The sequence below is a fragment of the Holdemania sp. 1001095H_141210_F2 genome, from assembly GCF_015558105.1.
Lineage (GTDB): Bacteria > Bacillota_I > Bacilli_A > Erysipelotrichales > Erysipelotrichaceae > Holdemania.
Map to the genome: position 1 here is coordinate 56,096 of NZ_JADNPO010000013.1, position 23,180 is coordinate 79,275.

24 protein-coding genes are annotated in these 23,180 nt (G+C 53.1%); 20 read left to right on the top strand and 4 right to left on the bottom strand.

The window, feature by feature from the left end; all coding sequences use genetic code 11:
• Window positions 1–57: 57 nt before the first annotated feature.
• From I2G61_RS09595 to I2G61_RS09600, 3 genes are read right to left on the bottom strand one after another with little or no spacing between them, the layout of a single operon-like run.
• The gene (locus tag I2G61_RS09595; protein ID WP_072684220.1) at window positions 58–675 is read right to left on the bottom strand and encodes a DUF47 domain-containing protein; all 618 of its coding nucleotides are present in this window, start codon (window positions 673–675) and stop codon (window positions 58–60) included.
• Window positions 676–690: 15 nt separating this feature from the next.
• Window positions 691–1,047, bottom strand: coding sequence for an inorganic phosphate transporter (locus I2G61_RS16490; protein WP_295769845.1), 357 nt, complete (start codon window positions 1,045–1,047; stop codon window positions 691–693).
• Complete coding sequence (locus tag I2G61_RS09600; protein ID WP_200798779.1) at window positions 1,044–1,742, bottom strand: inorganic phosphate transporter; 699 nt, start codon at window positions 1,740–1,742, stop codon at window positions 1,044–1,046. The genes I2G61_RS16490 and I2G61_RS09600 overlap by 4 nt, the downstream gene beginning before the upstream one ends.
• A gap of 240 nt (window positions 1,743–1,982) precedes the next feature.
• Between I2G61_RS09600 and I2G61_RS09605 the strand changes: the two genes are divergently transcribed.
• Together I2G61_RS09605 and I2G61_RS09610 are read left to right on the top strand one after the other, a co-directional pair.
• The gene (locus tag I2G61_RS09605) at window positions 1,983–2,771 is read left to right on the top strand and encodes a zinc dependent phospholipase C family protein (RefSeq protein ID WP_072684221.1); all 789 of its coding nucleotides are present in this window, start codon (window positions 1,983–1,985) and stop codon (window positions 2,769–2,771) included.
• A gap of 22 nt (window positions 2,772–2,793) precedes the next feature.
• A complete protein-coding gene (locus tag I2G61_RS09610) occupies window positions 2,794–4,032 on the top strand; it encodes an MFS transporter (RefSeq protein WP_072684557.1) in 1,239 nt (412 codons plus the stop codon).
• A gap of 85 nt (window positions 4,033–4,117) precedes the next feature.
• Here I2G61_RS09610 and I2G61_RS16660 read toward each other — a convergent pair whose 3' ends face one another.
• Window positions 4,118–4,249 carry a hypothetical protein gene (locus I2G61_RS16660; RefSeq protein ID WP_255370395.1) on the bottom strand — a complete coding sequence of 44 codons (132 nt, stop codon included), beginning with the start codon at window positions 4,247–4,249 and terminating at the stop codon, window positions 4,118–4,120.
• A gap of 611 nt (window positions 4,250–4,860) precedes the next feature.
• Between I2G61_RS16660 and I2G61_RS09615 the strand changes: the two genes are divergently transcribed.
• The 18 genes from I2G61_RS09615 (at window position 4,861) to I2G61_RS09700 (ending at window position 22,682) form a co-directional block, all read left to right on the top strand.
• Window positions 4,861–6,174 carry an HlyC/CorC family transporter gene (locus I2G61_RS09615; RefSeq protein ID WP_195397032.1) on the top strand — a complete coding sequence of 438 codons (1,314 nt, stop codon included), beginning with the start codon at window positions 4,861–4,863 and terminating at the stop codon, window positions 6,172–6,174.
• A 181-nt stretch (window positions 6,175–6,355) separates the two neighbouring features.
• Window positions 6,356–7,309 carry a nucleoside hydrolase gene (locus I2G61_RS09620; RefSeq protein WP_195548218.1) on the top strand — a complete coding sequence of 318 codons (954 nt, stop codon included), beginning with the start codon at window positions 6,356–6,358 and terminating at the stop codon, window positions 7,307–7,309.
• A 160-nt stretch (window positions 7,310–7,469) separates the two neighbouring features.
• The gene (locus tag I2G61_RS09625; RefSeq protein WP_072684224.1) at window positions 7,470–8,615 is read left to right on the top strand and encodes an amidohydrolase; all 1,146 of its coding nucleotides are present in this window, start codon (window positions 7,470–7,472) and stop codon (window positions 8,613–8,615) included.
• Window positions 8,616–8,618: 3 nt separating this feature from the next.
• Window positions 8,619–9,764 carry an amidohydrolase gene (locus I2G61_RS09630; RefSeq protein ID WP_072684225.1) on the top strand — a complete coding sequence of 382 codons (1,146 nt, stop codon included), beginning with the start codon at window positions 8,619–8,621 and terminating at the stop codon, window positions 9,762–9,764.
• A gap of 177 nt (window positions 9,765–9,941) precedes the next feature.
• Window positions 9,942–10,781: an HAD family hydrolase gene (locus I2G61_RS09635; protein ID WP_072684226.1), complete on the top strand. Its 840-nt coding sequence runs from the start codon at window positions 9,942–9,944 to the stop codon at window positions 10,779–10,781.
• Complete coding sequence (locus I2G61_RS09640) at window positions 10,768–10,977, top strand: hypothetical protein (protein ID WP_072684227.1); 210 nt, start codon at window positions 10,768–10,770, stop codon at window positions 10,975–10,977. The genes I2G61_RS09635 and I2G61_RS09640 overlap by 14 nt, the downstream gene beginning before the upstream one ends.
• Before the next feature lie 123 nt (window positions 10,978–11,100).
• Window positions 11,101–11,586 (top strand): hypothetical protein, encoded by a 486-nt coding sequence (locus I2G61_RS09645; RefSeq protein WP_072684228.1) that lies wholly within the window; start codon window positions 11,101–11,103, stop codon window positions 11,584–11,586.
• Window positions 11,568–12,254 carry a DNA repair protein RadC gene (gene radC / locus I2G61_RS09650; protein WP_072684229.1) on the top strand — a complete coding sequence of 229 codons (687 nt, stop codon included), beginning with the start codon at window positions 11,568–11,570 and terminating at the stop codon, window positions 12,252–12,254. Before I2G61_RS09645 ends, radC begins: the two co-directional genes overlap by 19 nt.
• A gap of 41 nt (window positions 12,255–12,295) precedes the next feature.
• A complete protein-coding gene (gene mreC / locus I2G61_RS09655) occupies window positions 12,296–13,144 on the top strand; it encodes a rod shape-determining protein MreC (protein WP_072684230.1) in 849 nt (282 codons plus the stop codon).
• On the top strand, window positions 13,141–13,689 hold the full coding sequence (locus I2G61_RS09660) for a hypothetical protein (RefSeq protein WP_072684231.1): 549 nt from the start codon (window positions 13,141–13,143) through the stop codon (window positions 13,687–13,689). Before mreC ends, I2G61_RS09660 begins: the two co-directional genes overlap by 4 nt.
• Entirely contained in the window at window positions 13,671–14,249 is a 579-nt protein-coding gene (locus I2G61_RS09665) for a hypothetical protein (protein WP_072684232.1), read from the top strand. Before I2G61_RS09660 ends, I2G61_RS09665 begins: the two co-directional genes overlap by 19 nt.
• A complete protein-coding gene (minD, locus tag I2G61_RS09670) occupies window positions 14,237–15,013 on the top strand; it encodes a septum site-determining protein MinD (protein ID WP_072684233.1) in 777 nt (258 codons plus the stop codon). Before I2G61_RS09665 ends, minD begins: the two co-directional genes overlap by 13 nt.
• A gap of 235 nt (window positions 15,014–15,248) precedes the next feature.
• Entirely contained in the window at window positions 15,249–17,909 is a 2,661-nt protein-coding gene (locus tag I2G61_RS09675; RefSeq protein WP_195548219.1) for a heavy metal translocating P-type ATPase, read from the top strand.
• Between the two features lie 165 nt (window positions 17,910–18,074).
• Complete coding sequence (locus I2G61_RS09680; protein WP_072684235.1) at window positions 18,075–18,842, top strand: SDR family NAD(P)-dependent oxidoreductase; 768 nt, start codon at window positions 18,075–18,077, stop codon at window positions 18,840–18,842.
• 164 nt (window positions 18,843–19,006) lie between these two features.
• Window positions 19,007–20,116, top strand: coding sequence for an AI-2E family transporter (locus I2G61_RS09685; protein ID WP_083538492.1), 1,110 nt, complete (start codon window positions 19,007–19,009; stop codon window positions 20,114–20,116).
• Window positions 20,117–20,183: 67 nt separating this feature from the next.
• Window positions 20,184–20,783, top strand: a complete 600-nt coding sequence (locus I2G61_RS09690) for a peptidoglycan DD-metalloendopeptidase family protein (protein WP_072684236.1) — start codon at window positions 20,184–20,186, stop codon at window positions 20,781–20,783.
• Window positions 20,773–21,558, top strand: a complete 786-nt coding sequence (locus I2G61_RS09695; protein WP_072684237.1) for a site-2 protease family protein — start codon at window positions 20,773–20,775, stop codon at window positions 21,556–21,558. The genes I2G61_RS09690 and I2G61_RS09695 overlap by 11 nt, the downstream gene beginning before the upstream one ends.
• Window positions 21,559–21,650: 92 nt before the next feature.
• Window positions 21,651–22,682: a metal ABC transporter solute-binding protein, Zn/Mn family gene (locus I2G61_RS09700; protein WP_072684238.1), complete on the top strand. Its 1,032-nt coding sequence runs from the start codon at window positions 21,651–21,653 to the stop codon at window positions 22,680–22,682.
• Window positions 22,683–23,180 lie beyond the last annotated feature (498 nt).

Here is a 23,180-nt window from a genome sequence, read left to right on the forward strand (position 1 = left end):
AGATTACAGAAAGAAAAAGGCTCAGTTTCCAGAGGTTATGGAAGCTGAGTCTTTTGACTATGAATTATTGAGCACCGCGCGGCCCAACGCCTTCGCCACATCCTCGCATCGGTCGCAGCACTTTTCCAGCCGTTCATAAATTTCCATCCAGACCATGATTGCCAGCGGATCCTGCGGCGTGGCGAACAGTTCGTGCATCGTTTCGGCATACAGCCGGTCGCCGTTCTCCTCCAGTTCGTTAACTCTGCGGATCAGATCTTCCAGCGTCGTGGATTTTTTGAAATGCCGGAACTCTTCGAGCGCCTGCTGCAGCGTGCGGATGCACTCGATGATCAAGCCGCAGAACTGCAGCGCCGGCGGGTCGATTTGATGAATATTATACATATACAGCCGGATCACAACGTCCTCGATCGCGTCGGTCAAATCGTCGATCACATCGGACAGCTCCATGATGTCCTCACGTTCAATCGGCGGCAGAAATTCGCGGATCAGCTGATCGGTCAGCTGATGCTTCAGCGTATCCGCACTGTGTTCCACAGTATGAATTTGTGCCATCCGCTCCTTGAGCACAGCCGGGTCATACGTTTCCAGCGTTTCCTTCAACAACTCCCCAGCCCTTAACGAATGCCGGCCCATTTCCAGAAACGCGTTGAAATAATCAAATTGTTTGCCCATAAACAACTCCTTCCATTAAAAGAGAATAAAGAACAACTTCGCCATCAGAAAGCCGATCAATCCGCATCCTGGAAAGGTCAGAACCCAGGTCATTACCATTTCTCTGACGACGCCCCAGTTGACGTTGGACAGCCGCCGCGCCGCGCCGACGCCCATGATCGCCGTCGTCTTGGTGTGGGTCGTGCTGACCGGAACACCGGTTAGTGAGGAAACCAACAGGCACAGCGCCGCCGCGGTATCCGCTGCGAAGCCCTGATATTTTTCCAGACGAACCATGTCCATGCCGACGGATTTGATGATCCGGTAACCGCCGATACTGGTGCCTAAACCCATGATGGCGGAACACAGAATCATCAGCCACAGCGGGATCACGAAGGATTCGACATGCGCCTGCCCCTGGCGAGAAAGACGCCCAGCAGGAAAACACCCATGAATTTCTGGCCGTCCTGCGCTCCGTGCATGAACGCCATCGCCGCCCCGCCGCCGATCTGCGCATAGCGGAAAAACGAATTCGTGCGCCGCCGGTCCAATTTGCGGCACAGCGCTTCAACCAGCTTCACGCACAGCCAGCCCAGCGTGAAACCCAGAATTGTCGAGAGCACCAGCCCGTAAAGAACCTTGATCCATTCTGATCCATTAATCCCGCCCAAACCGCCGTGCAGGGCGATCGCCGCCCCCGACAGCCCGGCGATTAAGGCGTGGCTTTCGCTGGTCGGAATGCCATATTTCCACGCCAGCACCGCCCAGCTGACAATCGCGAACAACGCCGCACACAGCGCGATGAGCGCCTGTTGGGGATCGGAGCCGAAATCCGCGATGTTGTAAATTGTTTCGGCGACCGTAGCGTTGACCATCGTCATAAACAGCACGCCCAGAAAATTGAAGAATGCCGCCATCAGCACGGCGCTGCGGGCCGACATCGAACGGGTCGATACACAGGTTGCGATCGCATTGGGCGCGTCCGTCCAGCCGTTGACCAGAATTACGCCGATCGTTAAGATCACGGTGATCAATAACGGCAGGCTGTGGGTCAGCTGCTGCAGAAAATCAAATAACGAAATGCTCATTCTGCGCTCCTTTCTTTGTTTGGCTTCATTGTAGCATTTCTGCCGCCGGCGGAACAGGAAAACTTCGGGAGTACGACAAACAGATCAGGCTGAATGTCAACTTGAAGAAAACGCAAATTCTGCTGTTGTGTCGTCAGATCTCAATCAGATGTTCGATTTCTGCCATAATTGACAGAAAAGAAACAGTGCCGGCCGGGGATCCATGATATAATAAGGTCGAAAAATGTCAGGGGGAGAAGTATGCCAGCAACTTATACACATGCCGTTTACGGCCGTCAGGTTCTGGATCAGCTGGAGCCTGCGCTGCGTGAACGGATCATTTCACATTTAGATTGTTACAACATCGGTCTGCACGGACCGGATCTGCTTTTCTTTTATAAACCTTTAAGTCAGGCGCCAATAAAAAAACAAGGCTATGCGATGCACCATGAACCGGGCCGTCCGTTCTTTGAACACGCCCGCACCCTGATCCGTCAGAGCGTGGATCCGGAGGCGGCGCTGGCCTATATTCTGGGCTTTATCAATCACTTTGTGCTGGACAGCCTGAATCATCCGGCGATCTTTGCGTTTCAGGAAGAATCCGGGCTGAGCCACAGCGAGATCGAGTCGGAATGGGATCGGGCGCTGATGGTCGCGCAGGGCAAGGATCCGCTGCGCACCCGCTCGACGGAGCATCTGACGATTTCGCCCGCGTGCTGCCAGGTGATCGCGCCGTTCTTTGACGTCCGTCCGCGCGATATCGAACAATCGCTCAAGACGATGACCGGCTTGCTGGATCTGTTTGTCGCTCCCGGCGCGGCAAAGCGCAATTTCATTCTCGGAGTGATGGGCTTGGTCGGAGTCCGCAAGAGCGAAGGCGGCCTGATCATCAACCGCGAGCCGAATCCGCGCTGCGCTGATTTTATCCAGCAGCGAATGGCGGGGATGGACGAAGCCGCAGTGCTGTCCGTGCGTCTGATCCGCGAATACGTCGCGACGCTGAACACTCAAAAACCGCTGGATCCGTGGTATGACGAAGACTACGAGTAGAGGATGAACAATGGGGGACAACATGGAAAATAAGAAACTCACAGCCTTGGAGAAACAATGGATTTTATACGACGTCGGCAATTCCGCGTTTATTCTGTTAGTCGCGACGATTATGCCGATCTACTTCAATTCTCTCTGCCAGAGCGCGGGGATTGCGGAAGTCGATTATCTGGCGTACTGGGGTTATGCCGCTTCCGTTTCAACGCTGATCGTGGCGCTGAGCGGACCGGTGCTGGGCACGCTGGCCGATTATCAGGGCCTCAAGAAGAAAATATTCGCACTGTGCGTGATGGTCGGCGTGTGCGCGCTGGCGGCGTTGTGGATTCCGACCTCATGGCGAGTATTTTTGATTCTGTACATCGTGGCCAAGGTCGGCTATTCCGCCAGCCTGATCTTTTACGATTCGATGCTTTCGGACGTCACGACGCCCGAGCGGATGGATCGGGTGTCCTCGCATGGTTATGCGTGGGGTTATATCGGCAGCTGCATTCCGTTTGTGATCAGTCTGGTCTTTGTGCTGTTTTACGAACAGTTTTCGATGACGATCATGACGGCGATGATTCTGGCGTTTGTGATCAACGCCCTGTGGTGGCTGGGCTGCACGCTGCCGCTGTTAAAAAACTACAAGCAGAAATACTATGTTGAAGATGTGCAGAAGGATAAGCTTCGCGGCAGCTTCCGGCGGTTAGCCGATTCGTTCCGCAAAATCCGCAGACATCGGAAAATCTTTCTGTTTCTGATCGCGTTCTTCTTTTACATCGACGGCGTCTATACGATCATCGACATGGCAACCGCGTATGGCAGCGCCTTGGGATTGGATACTCAGGGCTTGTTAGTGGCGTTACTGGTAACGCAGATCGTTGCGTTTCCCAGCGCGCTGGTGTTTGCCTGGCTGGCCCGCAAGATCAACAACGCCAGATTGATCCAGCTCTGCATTTTCGCGTATACCGGCATTGCACTCTTTGCGATTCAGTTGGATAAGCAATGGGAATTCTGGGTGCTGGCGGTGTGCGTCGGCTTGTTTCAGGGCGGCATCCAGGCGCTATCACGTTCCTATTTTGCGCAGATCATCCCGCCGGAAAACGCCGGAGAATTCTTCGGCCTGTTCGACATCTGCGGCAAAGGCGCAGCCTTTCTGGGCACAGCTTTGGTCAGTCTGACAGCGCAGATCTCTGGCAGCGCCAATGGGGCGATTGCGATTCTTGCGGTGATGTTTGTCATCGGCCTGTTTTTGTTCAACCGTGCCCAACGCATGGAATAAACTGAAAACGATGGGGCAGCCCATCGTTTTATAACGTTTTATGAAGATTGTGCGGTGCGCATGGAGGACAAACCGTGGTTCTAATTTAGAAGTGGAACAGCTGGTGCAGGAAGCCGTAAGAATTTCCCAGAAGGTAGCAGATGATGAATAAAATCAGACAACTGGGGATCAGTACCAGCATCAGATTTTTCAAATTCAGCGGCCGATGTTTCGCCATCGCGTATCCCTCCTGTTCTTGTCTTTATTGTACCCCAATTCCGGCGTTTCATCCTTTAAGACTTCGTAAAGAAAAATAAAGGATTTATGAAGAAATGGGCAAACTGCGATCTTCCGGATTGTTCTGCGTATGGATGATTAACTCGAAAACAACTTCGTAAATTGTTTGAAAAGCGCGCAGATAAAGGCTTTTTCATTATTTTGAATGCCAGGACCATTGCGCCGGGAAACAGTTCATGCTATAATTCAAAAAATCAGTGAGGAAAATTTCATTGCCATAAGTGGGCGGATGAAGCGCTGAAGCAGACTGAATGGCAGCGACGCACGAAGGGCGCCGCCGCTGAAATGAGACTGATCGGATCCCTTTCGCGGATCCAAGGCGGCAACCCTGCTGTGTCATTATGAGAGACGCAAAGCTCATAGTGTGAATTGAAATGAAAGGATGTGTTTTCGTTGGACGATTTGCCCCACCCCACGGTTAAGTCAGGGCACCTGCCATCTCCGATTTGGATGAAACTGTCAAGGATCAGAATGTTCATCCGATATCATGTTATCCGATTCTGAGAGTGAAATCAGAAATAAATCAGAAGGATAAAAAAGGAGAGAGGTAAGATGAGTAATACGATGACGCTGATTGGAATTTTAGCCATTCTGGTCTTTTGCTCGAGTTTTTTCTCGGCGACTGAAACGGCGTATTCCAGTATCAATAAAATAAAATTAAAAAATATGGCTTCGGCCGGCAGCCGCAAGGCGCAGAAAGCGCTGGAGCTGGCGGACGGCTACGACCGGTTGTTATCCACGATTCTGGTCGGCAACAACGTGGTCAATATTCTGGCTTCGTCGCTGGCGACGGTTTTGTTCGTGCAGAATTTGGGCTTCGGCGACGCCGGAGTCAGTCTGTCGACCGCGGTCATGACGGTCGTGATCTTAATTTTCGGCGAGATTTCACCGAAAAGCATTGCGAAGGAAACGCCGGAGAAGTTTGCGATGGCGGTTGCGGGGGTGATCGGGTTTATCCAGACGCTCTTAACCCCGATCAACTTCCTGTTCAGCTTGTGGAAGAAGCTGCTTTCGATGTTGTTTAAAGTTGAAAACGACGATTCGATGACGCAGGAGGAACTGTTGACCATCGTTGAGGAAGCACAGAACGAAGGGGATCTGGAAGCCCATGAAAGCGATTTGATCTGCGCCGCGATTGAATTCAACGATCTGGACGTCAAGGATATCTTAACGCCGCGGGTCGACGTGGTTGCGGTCGATGTTACGGATTCGCTGGATGAGATCGAGCTGATGTTCCGCAACAACAATTTTTCGCGTCTGCCGGTCTATGAAAACTCGATTGACAATATCGTCGGAGTCATTCACGAAAAGGATTTCTACAATTTATACTACAACCACATGGGCACGTTCAAATCAATTACCCAGACGTTGTTATATACCAGCCCGCACGTCAAGATATCCACGCTGCTCAAACAGCTGCAAAGCTCCAAAACTCATATGGCGGTCGTGCTGGACGAGTACGGCGGGACCGCCGGCATCATCACGCTGGAAGATATTCTGGAAGAACTGGTCGGTGAAATTTACGATGAACACGATCAGGTCAAGGAGTATTACAAGGAACTGGATCCGAACACGTATCTGATCGAGTGCGACATGGATCTGGACGATATGTTTGAATTCTTTGGTCTGGAAGATGAGGAAGATTACGACTTTATCACCGTCAGCGGCTGGGTTATCCATGAGCTGGAACGGATTCCGAAGGTCGGCGAATCATTCACATATAAAAATCTGGTCGTCACAGTGACGCAGACTGACGCCCGTAAGGTGATCGAGGTGAAGGTCAGCGTCCTGCCGCAGGATCAGGATGAAGAAGATGACGATCACAAGCCGAAGAAACAAAACGGCATGAAGATGCTTTCGTTCTAAAATCAGGAATCAAGGAAGATGATCAACGCCGGCTGCCGCCGGCGTTTTCTTGATGGGAACGCAGTGAATCCGGATTGGGCAGAAAGGAAAACGATCTGGCCGGAAAAGGAAATTCAGCTAGAACTTGCGGTCAGGCACAAACGGGCTTAAAATGAAACCAGGAAAACAAGGAGGATCCGTTATGAAAATAATTTTGGATTTGGATACCGGCATCGACGACGCGCTGGCGCTGAGTTATGCGCTGGGCGATCCGGCAGCAGAGGTGATCGGCGTGACCTGCACCTATGGCAATGTGTTTCAAAAGCAGGCATTGGAAAATACGGAAACCTTGTTAAAAGCGCTGGGCCGAACCGATATTCCGGTTTATGCAGGACCGGTTCATCCCCTGACCCAAACCGACTTTGCGCCGACACCGATGTGCCGGGTTGTGCATGGCGAATATGGATTTGGCAAAGCGCTGATTGAACCGGATCCGGATCTTGTCCGGCCTCAGCCGGCTGTGGAATTTATTCTGGAAGCCGCCCGGCAGTATGGAGCGGAACTGACGCTGTTGACGGCCGGTCCTCTGACGACGCTGGCGGAGGTGCTGCGCCGGGAGCCGGAATTCAAAAACCGGATTGGCCGGGTTGTCTGCATGGCCGGGGCGCTGACGGTGGCCGGGAATGAAACACCGTTTGCGGAAGCCAATGTCCGCGTCGATCCGGAAGCGGCGGCCGAGGTTTTTGCCAGCGGGCTGCCGTTGGTGCTGGTGGGACTGGACGTGACGCTGAAGACGCTGTATGATCAGGCGCATATTGATCATCTGCGCGCCTTGAAGACGCCGGCTTCGGAATTAATCGGCGGGCTGATGCAGTTTTATCTCGACTATTACAAAACTGATAAGCGCCGTCTGGCCGGCTGTCCGCTCCACGATCCGCTGGCCGCAGCCGCCGCGCTGCATCCGGATCTGATGACAACGCTGCCGGTCAACCTCAAGGTCGAGCTGGAAGAGGCCGCCGGACGGGGCCGGACCGTCGCTGATCTGACGCGGCTCAACGACTCACAGAAGGATCATCAGATGGCGATCGACGTTGACGTTCTGCGCTTTCTGGAGCTGTTTACCCACGCGTTGGAACGATCTTTGGGAAATCGTTAATCCGGAATTGGAAACGTGGTGTGAGATCGAAAGGAAGTAAACTTTGAGTTTCTTTGTATTGAATGTAAATGAAATGAAAGTGATGAAATTCTGCCTTTATCACTTTCATTTTTTGTAAAATTTTGTATAATGAACCTATTGAAAGAAATGAGGGTGAACTATGATTTGTATTAAAAATGGATGGGTGCACGACGCGGTTCATGAAGAACCGTATATTGCGGACATCTTGGCAGACAAGGGCAAAATCACGGCGATCGGTCGAAATCTGATCGTGCCGCAGGATTGCGAGATCGTCGACGCGACGGATAAAAATGTTTATCCAGGCTTTGTCGAGGCGCATTGCCATATCGGCCTGGATGGCTCCGGGATCGGTTTTGAGGGCGACGACTGCAATGAGATGACAGATATTCTGACGCCGCAGCTGCGCGCGATCGACGGCATCAATCCGATGGATCCGACGTTCCGTGAAGCGGCGCTGGCCGGCATCACAACCGTCTGCACCGGACCGGGCAGCGCGAATGTGCTGGGCGGTACGTTTACGGCGATCAAGACAGTCGGCAAGCGCGTCGATAAGATGATCGTCAAAAAGGAAGTCGCGATGAAATGCGCGTTTGGCGAGAACCCGAAGCGTTGTTATAAAGATAAGAATAACTATTCCCGGATGTCGACCGCGTCCAAGCTGCGCGAAATGCTTTTGAAGGCCAGAGAATACGACCGCAAGGTGCTGGCCGCGGGCAGCGATGAAAGCAAGCTGCCGGCTTACGATATGAAGCTGGAAGCGCTGCGGCCGGTGCTGCATGGCGAGCTGCCGCTGAAGGCCCACGCGCATCAGGCCAACGATATTTTCACGGCGCTGCGGATCGCGCAGGAATTCAATGTGAAGATCACGCTGGAACATGTAACGGAAGGGCATCTGATTGTCGACGAGCTGAAGGACGAACCGGTGCCGATGGCGGTCGGACCGTCGTTGACCCATGCGAGCAAATTTGAGCTGCGCAACAAAACGTTTGAAACTCCGGGAATACTGGCGAACGCCGGCTGCCAGGTTTCAATTATCACCGATTCGCCGGTAATTCCGCAGCAGTATCTGCCGCTGTGCGCCGGTCTGGCGATCAAATCCGGCATGAAGGAGTGGGATGCGTTAAAAGCGATCACAATCAACGCCGCCAAGCATATCGGCATTGAGGATCGCGTCGGTTCGCTGGAAATCGGCAAGGATGCGGACATTCTGGTCATGGAAGGCAGTTGCTTTGAGGTTTCGGCACAGCCGGAAATCGTCATCATCGACGGAAAGGTCGTGGCGTAAGACATGCGGTTAGTTCAAAATGGACTGGTTACCACGATGGCTGGCGAAGGTCCGGTCATTGCGGATATCTTAATTGATAATGGAAAAATCGCGGCGATCGGGGAACACCTAACAGTTCCGGAAGGCTGCGAGATCATCGACGCGACAGGCCTGCAGGTGTACCCTGGGTTTATCGACTGCCATTGCCACATCGGTTTGTATGAAGACGGAATCGGCTTCGAGGGCAACGACACCAACGAATCGACCGATCCGATCACGCCGCAGCTGCGCGGGATTGACGCGATCAATCCGTTCGATCCTTCGTTTAAGGAGGCGGCCGCAGCCGGCGTCACGACAATCGGCACCGGGCCGGGCAGCGCGAATGTGGTCGGCGGGACGTTTGCGGCTGTGAAGACCGTCGGCACCTGCGTCGACGAGATGATCGTCAAGGAAGCTGTCGCGATGAAGTGCGCTTTCGGCGAAAATCCGAAGCGCTGCTACCAGGGCAAAAACAACAACACCCGGATGGCGACGGCGGCGAAGCTGCGCGAGCTGTTGTTTAAAGCGAACGAATATTCAATGAAACTCAGCGAGGCCCGTCAGGATCCGAGCAAACGCCCGGCTTTCGACATGAAGCTGGACGCGATGCTGCCGGTCGTGCGCAAACAGCTGCCGCTCAAAGCGCACGCTCACCGGGCAGACGATATCTGCACGGCAATCCGGATCGCGAAGGAATTCGATTTGAAGCTGACGCTGGAACATGTGACAGAAGGTCAGTTCATCCTGCCGCAGCTGCAGGCGGCCAACGTACCGCTGGCTGTCGGGCCAAACCTGCACGCCAACAGCAAGTTTGAAATCCGCAACATGACGTTTACGACTCCGGGCGTTTTAAGCAAGGCCGGGCTGCAGGTTTCGATCGTGACGGACGCCCCGATCGTGCCGCTAAAATATCTGGCGATGTCGGCGGGACTGGCGGTTAAATCCGGGATGGATCACACCGAAGCGCTGAAAGCGATCACGATCAATCCGGCGAAGCATCTGGGCATCGCCGACCGGGTGGGTTCGTTAGAGGTCGGCAAGGACGCGGATATCGTCATCACCGACGGCGATCCGCTGGCAATGTTCACGACGGTCCGCACGGTTCTGATCAACGGCGAGATCGTTGCCTAAAACAGAATCAAGAAATCCTGACTGCTTTGATTAAAGCTTCAGGATTTTTTACATTTGAGGGAAGTGCAGGGCTTCGCGCCGGCGGAATTTTATGATATAGTGAAAAGCAGAGTTGCGGTTGAATGACCCTGTCCTAAGGACAGACGGGCAAAACCTGTGAAGCAAGGAGCGAAGTCTATGATCCGAATGTTAGCGTCTGATATTGACCATACTTTATTTTCTCATCAAACCTACGCGATTCCTGAGGTGAATCTGAAGGCGGCGGATACGCTGCGCAGTCAGGGCGTCGAACTGGTTCTCGCGACGGCGCGGATTTATGCCGGGGTGCGTAAGCTGGAAGCGCAGTTGGATATGCGGGAAAAAGGCGGAATGATCATTGCCTCCGCCGGGGCGGAGCTGATCGACTGCCGCCGCGGTATCCGCACGGTGCTGCACAGCTTAACCCTCGAGCAAATAAAAACGCTGAAGCAGTTTTCCGACGCGCATCCAGGCGTGACGCTGGCGGTGCAGCAGGAAGATCTGATGGTCGCCGACGGCTACGATGCTTCATTAGACAGCGACCGCACTGTCGTCGGAATTGATTTTCTCGTCGTCGGTTCCGATTTCTTTTCCTACATGACAAAACCGGCGTGTATGGCGGGATTGACCGGCGATCCGCAGCAGCTGGATGACATTGAATTCCAGGCCCGCGCCGTCCTGAAGGATGTGACCCTGACGCGCTCCGGCCCGGGGTTTCTCGACGTTACACCGCAAGGCGTGCACAAGGCGCTGGCGCTGAAGCAGCTGTGCGGTCGTCACGGTATTCCGCTGCAGGCGCTGGCGGCGATCGGCGATGGCAACAACGATCGGGAAATGTTGGCGGAAGCCGGCTTGTCGTTTGCGCCGTCCAATGCCGTGGAGGCGGTTAAAAAACAGGTCGATCACGTATTGGGGAGCTGCGAGGAAGGCGCGTTCGCTCAGGCCGTGGCGATGATTTTAGAACGGAACGAAAAGGAGCGCGCGCATGGAACGGTATAGTGCGATCAAACAACTGGCCGTGACCAGCGCGGAACTGATCGAACAGGTTCAGTTTGACGATCACCAGGGCAAACCGGAGAAAATCGAACCGCTGCTGGCGCAGATCATCACGCTGGCGCTGGCGGCGTCCGCCGACCCGGAAGCCTTAAAAACAAGCTTGTTTCAGAAAGAAAAGACGGAAAAAGGAGAAAAATAGGAAAAAATCTCCTTTTTTTCGTATTTGAGGCAGGCAAAATCGAATTTTCAGCGAATATTGTAAGTGAGCGGTCTGACTGAACCGGTCATGTTTCTCATAGGCTGATACCAGAGGTGAAGCCAAATGAAAAAAAGTTCGATTGTAACCATGATGGCCGTCTTGTTGTCGCTGGGCTTCTGCGTTCTGTATTTCGGATTGTTTGCGCGGATCAGTGAAACAAGCTCGGCGCCCGAGGATTCGCTGGAGGTCACCGTCACGCCCGGCACGCAGCCGGAATCGGCGGCGCCGGTGATTTCCGACGATCAGGGATCATCGTCGCTGAGCTGGATTCAGGCCGGGGTGTTCGCGCAGGAAAGCTCCGTGCGTGAGCTGACAGCGTTTTTAGAACAGGACGGATTTACGCCCGTGACCTATACGCGCGGTGAATACCAGATCGTCGCCGTCGGCGTCAGTCTCGATCCGGAAGTCACCCGCCAGTGCCGCCAGCGGATGATCGATCTGGATTACGAATGGATGGAACGCGCCTGTTCGCTCAACGAAACTCAACGGCAGCAGCTAAGCCAAGGTCAGACCGCATCGGTATTGGAGGGATGTACATCACAACCGTAAGAGAAATGCCCTGTGAGGAACGGCCGCGCGAAAAAGCGCTGCAGCAGGGAATTGAACACTGTTCCAACAAGGAAATTCTGGCGCTGATTTTACGCAGCGGCGTGCCGGGAGCGTCCAGTCTGATGATCGCCGACCAGCTGCTTCAGCGCAGTCAGGGCGTCAGCGGTCTGTCCCGGCTGACGCTCAAAGAGCTGACGCAGATCAAAGGCATCAGCCAGGTCCGCGGTCTGGAGATTTTAGCGTGTTTTGAGCTGGCGCGGCGGATCAGCGAGGAACAAACCCGCGATATCGACGTCGTTTCCAATCCGGAGGCGCTGATGGCCTGGCTGGGACGGGAAATCGGCGGCAAGCAGCAGGAGCACTTTTTAGCGATCTATCTCGACGCGAAAAACCACATTTTAGAGCACCGGCTGTTGTTCAAAGGTACGCTGGACGCCAGCATCGTCCATCCCCGCGAGGTGTTTAAGGAAGCGCTGCTGGCCTCGGCCTGCCGTGTGTTGGTTGTACACAATCACCCGTCGCAGGATCTGACCCCAAGCATGGCCGACCGGATCATTACCCAGCGCTTAAAAGAAACCGGCGAGCTGATCGGAATCGAGCTGCTGGATCATTTAATCGTCGGAACCACGCAGTATTTCAGCTTCCGCGCCCATGGATTATTAGATTGAAGTTCGGGGGCAATCACCGTATAATAGACGCAGGTGATAAAATGAAACTGAATCGTTTTCAAAAAATACTGCTTTGGCTGATTGGCATTTCGCTGTCCTTGTCGTTAATTTTAAACGTCGTCAGCGTAACGACCCCGTTCAGTGAAATCAGCCGGCAGGGGTATAACGTCTTTTCCATGCTTAAATATTCGTTGATTGATTATCCGGTCACGACGGTGACGGATTTCTTTACCTCATTCTCACGGCTGTGGCAGGTCCGTCAGGAAAACGACCTGCTTCGCACCCAGGTCGATCAGATCTCTTCGCTGCAGGGGCAGCTGGCGGAAGCCGAGCGGCAGATCGAGGAGCTGAAACAGATCGCGGACTTGAAAACGATCGTTTCGGATTACGATCTGATTCCCTCGACCGTGCTTTCGCGCACTCAGGAAGCCTGGAACAACCTGTTGACGATCGACGTCGGCAGCGCCGACGGGGTCGGGCTAAACTATGCCGTGATCACGCCGAAGGGATTGGTCGGCAAGGTAACGAAGGTTAACGAACACACTTCGACGGTGAAGCTGATCACTGCGGAAGACGGTCTGAATAAGGTGTCTGTAAAGATTGAGATCGACGAAGGGAAAACGGTCGATGCCATTTTGGTGAAATATGACAGCAACGAACAGGCTTTTGTGATGCAGCTGTTGACTTCCGGCGCGACCGTTACGGAAGAGATGCGCGTCGTAACCAGCGGTATGGGCGGCGTCTTTCCTTCCGGCTTGCTTGTCGGCACGGTCAGTAAGGTCGAGGAGCTGAGCAATGCGGTCGGCATGAATATTTACGTCCGGCCGGCTGCGGATTTTCAATCGTTTAACTATGTCTGCGTCGTCCGCCGCCAGGGGGCTTCGCAATGATTTACGAAGCGGCTTTCATCGGAATTTGCTTAGTTGCCGACATGATCCTCACGGCGCTGTTCCCATTTGATTTCGCGTTGATTCATTCAGTTTTTATTCCGTGCATGGGCTTTTGTGCGCTGATGCTGACGGTGCGGCAGAAAAATCTTCTGGATTCGCTGTTCATGGCGTTTGTGGCAGGGATGGTTTTTGATTTTCTCAACGCCGATCACTTCATGCTCAGCTCGCTGGTGTGCATGGCGTGCGCGTTTCTGATTCATATTTGGAGCAAGCATATCAGTTCTTCGTTATTAGAGCTGATGATTCTCTTACTTTCGATCATTTTCGTCAAAGAGCTTCTGATATACTTCTATATGACCGCAAGCAATCTGTCGGCGATGTCGCTGATGACATGGCTGAGCAAGCGTCTGGTAACGACGCTTGTCGGCAATCTGGCGCCGATCCTGCTTGTGATCTGGATGAATGATCAGCGGCAGACCCTGCAGATTCGGCGGGAGTCAATCCGCAGAAAAGGGGAGAAGCTCAGATGGGAACAGTTAAAATAATCGGACAAAACTCCGGACTCACGATTCGCATGGACTGCCGTCAATGGCAGGATCAGGCCGTCGAGCTGGAGGCCAAGCTTCGGCTGCTGAAGACCCGCGACGGTCATCCGGCCGAAGTTTTTTTTGACAGCGATCCGGGCGCGGAGCGGCTGAAACAGTTGTTTGAGATCCTGCAGGCGACCGGCTGCGTCTGCCGGGGACTCTATGTTCAGAAAAAACCGGAAGTCTCAGGTGATTTGACCGTGATCCGCGAACCGCTGCGGGCGGGCGAGGTGATTCAGTTGGAAGGTGCGGCCGTATTGCTTCACGATGTGCGCCAGCCGATTCAGATCGAAATGCGCGGCGGCGGGCCGTTGATCGTCCTGGGCACAGTTGCCGGGCAGATCCGCCTGCTCGATCCCGCCTGCCAGCTGATCGCGATGGGACTGGATCATGCCCGCGTCAAGATTTCAGACAGCGACTGGCAGATTCTGACAAATTTCGCGAAAGTCTGTGTGTATTATGAGAATCAGAGATGCATGAGTCTGAGTTTGAAGGAGGAAGAAGTGTGGCAAGGGTAATCATGATCACCAGCGGCAAGGGCGGCGTCGGCAAAACGACGGTCTGCGCCAACCTCGGCATCGCGCTGGCGTCATTAGGCAAAAAAGTATGTATGATCGACATGGATCTGGGCTTGAAAAATCTGGACGTGATGATGGGCTTGGAAAACCGCGTGTTCTATGACTTGAAGGATGCGGTCGAAGGCCGCTGTCCCCTGAGCCGGGCGATGATCCAGGACAAGCGCTGTGAAAATCTTTTTCTCATGGCGGCCTGCCGGACGGTCAATATCGGCCGGTTAAAGCTGGAAGATCTGACGACGGTGATCGATCAGCTGCAGGATCAGTTCGATTTTATCCTGTTGGACTCGCCGGCCGGGATTGAGCGCGGCTTCCAATATGCAATGTGCTGCGCGGACGAAGCGTTAGTCGTCGTGCAGCTGGATATCGCAGCTCTGCAGGACAGCGACCGCGTGATTGGAATTCTGTTAAAAGAAGGCAAGACGACGATCCGGCTGGTGATGAACCGCGTCAATCCCCGTTACATTGAAAAAGGCATTTCGCTAAGCGTCAAGGAAGCGGCGGACTGGCTGGGGTTGGAAGTGATCGGGTTAGTTTATGAGGATGAAAATCTGATCGCCTGCAACAACCGCGGCGTGCCGATGGCGTTCAAGCGCAGTACGATCACTTCGCAATGCTACACCGTGATCGCTCAGCGGCTGTTGGGCGAGAAAGCAGCGCTGCCGAAATTCAAAGAGAAAAACATCATCCAGAAATTGTTTGGTTAAAGATCGCCGCGGCGGTCTTTTTTACTTTGTCTCAGAGATAAAAAGCATCGGGAAATAAAGAAAGCAAAAAAATAACAAAAAATAATTTTTCCTATTTACAACAGAATAGGAGTAGTCTATAATGTGAACAGAAAACATATGAACATATATTCATATATAACGGAATTTCTGTTGGGTTTTCATCAGCCCTGTTCCATGATCGGAACATCCAACATTTTAGCTGGAGGAAAAAACTATGAAAACAGAAGTATATGCGCTGCCGGAACTGGATTGCCCGAATTGTGCGATGAAGGTGGAGCGTCAGGTCGGCAGAATCAAGGGATTGAACGAGGTCACCGTCGATTTTGTTCACAAAAAGATGATTGTTGAATTTGAAGGCGAATCCAGAAAAGAACAGATCATTCAGGCTGTGAAGAAGGTCGAGCCGGATATCCGCATCGTGGAAGTGACGGATAAAAAAGAAGCGGCGCCGCACAGTTCGCTGCCGTCTGAAAGTCAGAAATATGAACATCACCACAAACATTGTGACTGCGGTGAAGACCACGAGCATCATCATGGAGAGGAAGAATGCGGCTGTGGTCATGATCACGAACATCACCACAAACATTGTGACTGTGGCGAAGACCGCGAACATCATCATGGAGAGGAAGAATGCGGCTGTGGTCATGATCACGAACATCACCACAAACATTGTGACTGTGGCGAAGACCGCGAACATCATCATGGAGAGGAAGAATGCGGCTGTGGTCACAATCATGAAGCCTTGCCGGAAGTCGATCATTCGACAATGAAAGGTGAGCTGAAACTGCGCTTAGCCGGTCTGGACTGCGCGAACTGTGCAGCGAAGATCGAGCGGGCGGTGAATGTCCTGCCGCAGGTGCAGGAAGCCTCGGTCACCTTTTCTACACAGACGCTGCTTGTCGATGCCAAGCCGTCCGTGAACCGGACGGAGCTGATCGCTGCGATTGCGGAGGTTGTTAAGAAACTGGAGCCGGAAGTCGACGTCGTGGAAATGAAGGCAGGCGCGAAAAATGCGGAACCGGAAGCGGCTCAGCCGGGCTTCTTCCGGCAGAACGCCAGGCTGTTGGCGGGCATCGTGTTTTTGATCGCCGGGATTTTCTTGCAGGAACAAAACTATGTCGTTTTGATTTTCCTGATCAGCTTCCTGCTGATCGGCGGGGAAGTCGTTTACAATGCGATCCGCAACGTTTTTCAGGGTGAATGGTTTGACGAAACCTTCTTGATGAGCGTGGCGACGATCGGAGCGTTTGCGATCGGCGATTACGTGGAAGGCGTCGCGGTTATGTTGTTCTATCAGATCGGCGAGCTGTTCCAGTCCTACGCCGTCAACCGCTCGCGCAAATCAATCGGTTCGCTGATGAATATCCGCGCCGACTATGCGACGGTACTGCGGGAAGGAAAAGAACTGCGGGTGGATCCGGAATCCGTAGCGATCGGGGAAACCATTCTGATTAAGCCGGGCGAGCGGGTGCCGCTGGACGGTATTCTGACCGAAGGCACAACGTCGCTGGATACCAGCGCGCTGACTGGCGAAAGTCTGCCGCGGGATGCGCGGAAAGGCGAAGAAATTCTGGCCGGCATGGTCAACCTCAGTGGCGTCGTGCAGGTAAAAGTCACCAAAGAATTCGGCGAATCGACGGTATCGCGGATTCTGGAACTGGTTGAGAACGCCAGTTCCAAAAAAGCACCGATCGAGCGTTTCATCACCAAGTTTGCCCGGGTTTATACGCCGACGGTCGTCGTGGCGGCAATTCTGGTCGCGATCATTCCGCCGTTTCTGCTTCAGATGGGATCGTTTGACGTCTGGCTGTACCGGGCGCTGACTTTCCTGGTCGTATCCTGTCCATGTGCACTGGTCATCTCGATTCCGCTGGGCCTGTTCGCCGGCATCGGCGGCGCCAGCCGGCAGGGAATTCTGGTGAAGGGCGGCAATTTCTTAGAAATTTTAAAAGACGTCGATACTGTCGTCTTTGACAAGACCGGAACGCTGACCGAGGGCAAGTTCAGCGTTACCCGGATTCAGCCGGTCCATGCCGAAGCGGACGCGTTATTGGAATTGGCGGCGTATGGCGAAGCCTATTCCACTCATCCGATCGCCCGTTCGATTGTCGCAGCCTATGGCAAACCGATTGACAATCAGAAAATCCGCCATTATCAGGAAATCTCAGGCCAGGGCGTCGAGGTGGAAGTCAACGGCCGGAAGCTGGCGCTTGGCAACGAGAAATTGATGCAGGCGCACGGAATCGATTGCCCGCCGGCCGATGAGATCGGTACGATCATCCATGTAGCCCGGGAGAGCGAATATCTGGGCTGGCTGGGGATCAGCGACGTAATCAAGGGCACAAGCAAGGCTGCAATCCGCCAACTGAAACAGGCGGGCATCCGCAACACCGTCATGCTGACAGGGGACAACCGCAGCGTTGCCGAAGCAGTTGCCGGCCAGATTGGAATTGATACCGTCTATGCGCAGCTGTTGCCGCAGGATAAGGTTGAACAGGTTGAAAAGCTTCTGGCGGCGCAGCCGGAAGGAAAAAAGCTGGCGTTTGTCGGCGATGGCATCAACGACGCGCCGGTGCTGGCCCGGGCGGATCTGGGGGTTGCGATGGGCGGCGTCGGCAGCGATGCAGCGATCGAAGCGGCGGATATCGTGCTGATGAAGGACGATCCGGCAGCGCTGGCGAGAGCAATTCAGATATCCCGCAAGACCCACGCGATTCTGCGCCAGAATATCGTGTTCTCTCTGGCGATTAAAATCGGCGTCCTGATTCTGACGCTGTTTGGGAAAAGCAACATGGGAATGGGCGTGTTCGCCGACGTGGGCGTGACGCTGCTGGCGATTCTCAACTCAATGCGGGCGCTGAAAAGCGGGCAATAAGGCATTTCATTCACCGGTATTTGCAAAAAATACCGGTTTTTACATTGTCCATCAATTAACTTGTGAAATTACGAAAGATTTTAATAACTGCCTGAATCAAATCCGGAAATTCCTGTTATACTGAAGTTACAAGAGGACTGAAAAGTCCGGAAGGAGGGTTTACTGATGTTTGATTTAACAGGAAAAATCGCCGTCGTCACCGGCGCGTCCAGCGGCTTGGGCGCGGATTCGGCCAGAGCTTATGCCGAAGCAGGAGCCAATGTGGCGTTATTGGCGCGCCGTCAGGATAAGCTGGAAGCCTTAGCCGAGGAATTACGGGCGAAAGGGATTGATGCGTTGCCGGTCGGCTGCGACGTCACCGACGAAGCCAGTATTGAAAAAGCCGTCAAGACCGTGATCGAACATTTCGGCCGCATCGACATCCTGCTCAATAACGCCGGGGTCGCCGTCCGCGGCGGAGTTGAAACGCTGAGTCAGGAAGACTGGGACCGCTCGATGAACATCAACGTCAAGGGGATGTACATGATGAGCAAATATGTGATTCCGCACATGAAAGCACAGAATTATGGCAAGATCGTCAACATCAGCTCGGTCAACGCTTTGATCGGCGACAAAAACGACATGTTTATCCGTCATGCCTACAATACCTCCAAGGCGGCGGTGCTCGGTTTGACACTGGGCATGGCTTGTTCCTACGGGCAGTTCAACATCACAGTCAACGCTGTCTGTCCGGGATTGTTTGAGTCGGAGATGACGCAGAACACGCTGTTCAAATCGGAAGCCTTCTTACAAGGCTACAGCGCCCAGTGTCCGATGGGACGTCCGGGCCGGCATGGAGAAGTCAGCGGACCGGTCCTGTTTTTCTCCAGCGACGCATCCAGCTATGTTACTGGCCAGCGTATTATCGTCGACGGGGGAACCTCGTTAGTATAAACCGAACGCATTAACTTATTTCTGCGGATCAGGACAGAAGATCTTGTTTCTTTTGTCCTTTCCTTTTTTCTCGGGGATCCTTGTTTGGATTCACAGCCGGTTGTTTCGGTTTTCTTTTGAACCTGATAATGATAAAATAAAGATACGCAGGGGAGGGATGTCCGATGGGGTGGCTGCATAAAATGAACGCTTATTTTAAAGAACAGCTGTCGCTGAAGAACTTGTTGAAGGTTCTGCTGATCCTGCTGATCCTGTACTTCCTTTCCCTGACCTCGAATGTCTGGATGAGCTGGCTGACGACGCTGCGGCTGATTCTGACGCCGTTTTTAGTCGGGTTTGGGATCGCCTATGTCGTTCATCCGTTTATTGAATTTCTGCAGAAGAAGGGCGTGTCGCGCAGGATTGCGATTCCGCTGGTCTGCCTGGGGATGCTTACTTTGTTGATCGGGATCTTGATGATGGTCGTGCCGATGGTCTACGACAAGACGACCGAGCTGATCAACTCGATGATTTCCGGCTTGAACTGGCTCTATCAACAATATGTGGAAATGAATGAAAACGCGCCGAACATCTTAGTCGCGGGGATTTTCCAGCAGATCACGACGCTGCTCAACGATACGAAAAGCTGGCTGCCGAACTTTTCGGCGCTGCTGCCGCAGCTGATTTCCAAGGTGCTTTCATTTCTGACCAACGCGGTGTTCGCGTTTATCATTTCGGTATATGTGCTGTTTGACTTTGAGAAGATCCGCAAGACGATTTTCAGCTTGGCGCGCACGATTGACAAGGAACTGCCGATCTATCTGAGCGCGGTGAACGCGGAAATCAGCGGTTATCTGCATTCGCTGCTGATGCTGATGGCGATCAAGTTTATCGAATATTCGCTGCTGTACATGCTGATCGGGCATAAGAGTGCGGTCACGGTCGCGCTTCTGACCTCCATCGGGTTGATCGTGCCGTATTTCGGCGCGACAGTCGCCAACTTTATCGGGATTTTGACTTCGCTCACCTTACCGCTGCCGAAGGTGTTGATCTTAATCGGCGGGATCTGCGTGCTGTCGATGGTCGATGCCTACATCATCGCGCCGATCGTGCATTCCCGCAGTTCGCAAGTACCGCCGCTGTGGACGCTGCTGTGTGTGTTTGCGGGCGGGATGCTGCTGGGACCAATCGGGATCATGATCTCGATCCCGGTATTTATGAGCCTGCGGGTGATCGTCAACCTCGTGCGTTTCCGCAATGAGCGCTATGACCCGCTGCCTTCAGAAGACGAATAAAGAACGGTTCGCCGTTCTTTTTCTTTTGCCTGTCCGCATACAGTAGTATCAGGGGAGGAGATCAGCCATGAGTGAGATCAAACATATCAGAAAACGCATATCCGCCCGCCGCAAAGCGCCGGGTCCGCGCGCCTATGAAGGGCCGGGAAGTCCGTTATTTACCCTTATTTACGGTCTGGCCATGCTGGCGATGGTTGGGGCCAGTCTGGGTTTAGGCTGGATGATCAACGAGAAGCAGCATTGGGTGGATCCTGAACCTGTCCTTCAACAGATCGAAGTGCTTTCAGAAAAGCTGCATTTAAAGTCTTTATCAGCCTGGCTGCCGTTTGAAAAGTGGTTTGGCAAGGATCAGCCGGTCGCGGCGGCGGTCAGCTATGAGCTGATTCAGGATCATTATTATAAACCCGCTTCCGGCAATCAGGTGCAGAGCATCGCTGAGGGCGTCGTCTTATACATCGGCGAACAGGAGAGCGGAGCGATTGTCATGGTGAAGCAGGATAACGGCGTGCTGGTGACCTATGGCGCGCTGCAGCAGGTCCAGATCCATCTCAACGACCGGATTTTAAAGGGCGCGGTTCTGGGCGCGGTGCAGGATGCGGTCTATCTGGAATTCAGCGAACAAGGCCAGCCGGTTACACTGGAGCGGGCGATGGGCGATGCCGGTTAAAATCAAAGTCAGCGGTTTTACCATCCTGGTGGCAGCCCTGGCTTTTTTTTCTCACGCCGTTGTGCCGCTCGGCCACATTTTCTTCATTCTGGCGCTGCATGAAAGCGGTCATGCGTTCTGGGCGTGGTTTTTCCATTATCCGATTCGCCAGCTGTCGATCCTGCCATTCGGGCTGGCGCTGACGCTGGAGCATTTCGGCGATAGGGATGCGTGGGAGGAACTGGTGATTCTGGCCGGCGGGCTGGCGATGCATGGCGTCATTCCCTTGCTTTATGGGGGATTGGCAAAACTGGGCTGGATATCGCCGGTCATGCTTGACTGGGTGCTGGATATCAATCGGTCGGTTTTTCTGTTTAACGTGCTGCCGCTGTATCCGCTGGACGGCGGACGGATCGTGCAGTCGCTGTGGCATTGCGTTCTGCCGTATCAAACGGCTCAGGCGCTGACGTATAGTTTATCGGCGCTGCTGATTCCGCTGGTATTTGTCAGATTGATGAATTGCAATCCGATGACGCTCGGGGTGTTCGGGTTTCTGTTTGCCGTCAACCTGATCAGCTGGCGCCAGCGGGCGTATCAGGCTGAGCATTTCTACCTGTACCGCCTGATCCATCCCTGTTCCCATCCGTTAAAGCTGCATCGTAAGCAGGATTTATACCGCCAGCGGCATAACGTCATCCTGGAGCCGGGGGGACTGCTTGATGAAAAACAATGGCTGGCGCGGCGCTTTGGCAAGGTCGAGCCGCTTCCATCCCAACCGCGTAGCTGGTTGATTTAAACAGGGAGTTCAGACGAGGAAAGGCTGTCGGAAAGAGGGTTTTTTTCAAGGCCGGAATATGCTATAATCCTAAAAGGAAGCGAGGAACATCCATGCGAAAGAAAATTACTCTTCTAGTTCTTCTGGGCTTGCTGCTGACCTCTTTAACCGGCTGCGCAACCGATAAGAAAAAGGTAGTATATACGGTTTATCCGTTAGGATATCTGCTGGAAAAGATCGGCGGGGACCGGATTGAGATCCAAAGTCTGCAGGACGATATGATCGTCCAGCGCGCGACGGCGGCCGGCGATTTGAAAGAACGCGTCAAGGACGCCGATTTAGTGCTGCACATCGGCCAGCTTGAGCCGTATTTCCAGCTTGTGCTGCCGGAAATCCGTTCGGCCAGTTCGGCGGCGGTCAAGGATTTGTCCGTCAATAATTCGATTTATTCGTTTAAACGTTATACCCGCGTCATCGCCAACGATGTCGAGCAGTTTGTCGAAAGCGCGTATTACAAGGGCGACGCCTTCGATTCGATCGACGTGAATGAAAAGGATCTGGCGTTGTGGATGGATCCGATCGCGATGACGAGCATGGCGAAGGAAATCCGCGACTGGCTGTGCGAGAATTACGTCGAGGAAAGCCGCTACTTTGAAGAAAATTACAGCCAGCTGGAAAGCGAGCTGGTGCGTCTGGACGCCGAATATCAAAGTCTGTCCAGCACGCTGAAAAATGAGAAGAAAACGATTAAATTCGTTTCGATGACCGCCAGCTTCGGCAACTGGCAGAAGACGTACGGCATTCAGGTCTATCCGGTGATTCTGTCAAAATACGGTGTGCTGCCGAATGAAAAGCAGCTGGATATCATCAAGACCAAGATCGTGGAGGACAACGTGAAGTATATCGCATATGAACCGAACATGACGGAGGATATGCTCGCTTTGTTCGATCAGCTTTCGGCTGAGCTGAACCTGCAGCGGGTGGATTTGAGCAATCTGTCGAGTTTATCGGCGGATCAGCGCGAGGATAATAAGGATTATCTGTCGATCATGGTCGAAAACCTGAATCAGCTGGAAAGCATGGCGGAGGACGATCTGACGCCTGCGGTTCAGGAGCCGGCGGCGGACGAGGATGAAGACGCCTGATCGGCGCATCGTATTTGGATTTCAGCGCGGAGGGAAAGTTCTCTTCGCGTTTTTATTTTAAGCGGCGGATTTTAAAGGCAGGCGTAATGAAAAATAAATGGAGCTGTGATTCTGGGATTGATGACTCAGAAGCTCAATTAACTCAGAAAGAAGAGAAAAGAGTTGAAATTCCGTCAGGAATGTCTATACTAAAGGTGTAAGGTGTTGCTGAAAGGCGGCACCCGTCATGAGCTACCGTTTACGGTGGCGTTGGACAGATGAGCGCTGACACTTCTTGCTGGATGGGACAGCGCTTTTCGTATTATAGAAGTAGGAATAAAGTATCCTACTCGATATAGAATTAGATGAGTATAAAATATTGAGATTGAGAAGAAATCATACAGGTGATGTTCAGTTAATCTTAGTATCTCATCGAGAGTATCAGAAGTTAGGATATAATATTCTGGCTCTTTCAAAAATAGTGTTGGTGAGAGAAAAACCGAAACAAGAAAGACGCAG